The sequence below is a fragment of the Sulfitobacter sp. genome (assembly GCF_041552635.1).
Taxonomy (GTDB): domain Bacteria; phylum Pseudomonadota; class Alphaproteobacteria; order Rhodobacterales; family Rhodobacteraceae; genus Sulfitobacter.
Window position 1 is genome coordinate 1 of sequence record NZ_JBFEKM010000362.1, and the last position, 1,432, is coordinate 1,432.

Below are 1,432 nucleotides of genomic sequence, written 5' to 3' on the forward strand. Positions count from 1 at the left end.
AGATGGATTAGATGTTGTGCCGGTTAAAAAGAACAAAACATTTATTGGGGTTGCAGAAACCTACGATTTTATAGTTGAGATCCCACAAAATGGAAAGATCGAATTTAGAATTACCGCACAAGATGGATCTGGAACGGCATCGGCCTTTCTGGGAACGGGAGAAGTTTTAGAAGCTCTAGATGTTCCACGGCCGGATAAAATTGCTATGATGCAAAAAATGGCAAAGATGAAAATGAAAATGGGTGCTCCTGCTTTAAAGTCTAATCCGGGTAAAGATGAGCGATATGAGATGAAAGAGAAATACGGGATGCAAATGGATGAAATGAGTTCGATGCAGGGTCATAATAATATGGAGGGAATGAAGATGAATGGAATGGATCATTCAAAAGAGCCTATGCGGAATATGAATGATACTTTACACATGGACGCAGTGAAACCTGCTCTTCAACATAACAAAGTAAAAGATACCGTTCAGCATAATACAAAGCATGATGAATTACCAGGTATCCCTAAGTCCATGAATGAAATGGATCATTCTAAGATGAATCATTCTAAAATGGATATGGAGAAAATGAATGATAGTTTACACATGGACGCAGTGAAACCTGCTCTTCAACATAACAAAGTGAAAGATACCGTTCAGCATAATACAAAACATGATGAATTACCAACTATCCCTAAATCCATGAATGAAATGGATCATTCAAAGATGGATCACTCTAAGATGGATAACTCCAAAATGGAAATGAAGAAGGATTCAACGATGATGGACCATTCTAAGATGGATCACTCCAAAATGGAAATGAAGAAGGATTCAACGATGATGGACCATTCTCAGATGGACAAGGAAAAACCATCAAAAATGGAAATGAGTGGTGATAAGAAGATGGATGATATGCAAGGAATGGATATGTTTTCTGAATATAATTACGATTACCTAAAGTCTCCTGAAAAAACCACTTATGATAAAGATGTTCCTGTAAATGAGATCCTATTAAATCTTACGGGAAATATGAACAGATATATTTGGAGTATGAACGGGGTGCCGCTTTCGGAAACAGATAAGATAAAAATCAAGGGCGGGCAGGTTACACGTATTACTTTGAATAACCTAACCATGATGCATCACCCAATGCATTTACACGGGCACTTCTTTAGGGTTATTAATGAAAATGGAGAATACTCCCCTTTAAAGCATACTGTGAATGTGCCTCCTATGAAGGAGATCACCATAGAATTTTATGGAGATGAATATGGGGATTGGTTTTTCCACTGCCACATCCTGTACCACATGATGGGAGGAATGGCAAGAATAATTAGTTATGATACCCCTAGGGATGAACGTTTAAAAGAACATCCAGTTTCTAAATTAGTAGATGAAACGGATATGTGGTATTCATGGGGAATGGTAGATGCCGCCTCACATATGACC

General features: G+C 37.9%; 1 protein-coding gene. It reads left to right on the top strand.

What is annotated here, in order from left to right; genetic code table 11:
• A partial coding sequence (locus ABYT07_RS21090) for a multicopper oxidase domain-containing protein (protein WP_372993951.1) occupies nucleotides 1-1,432 on the top strand: 1,432 nt, incomplete at both ends.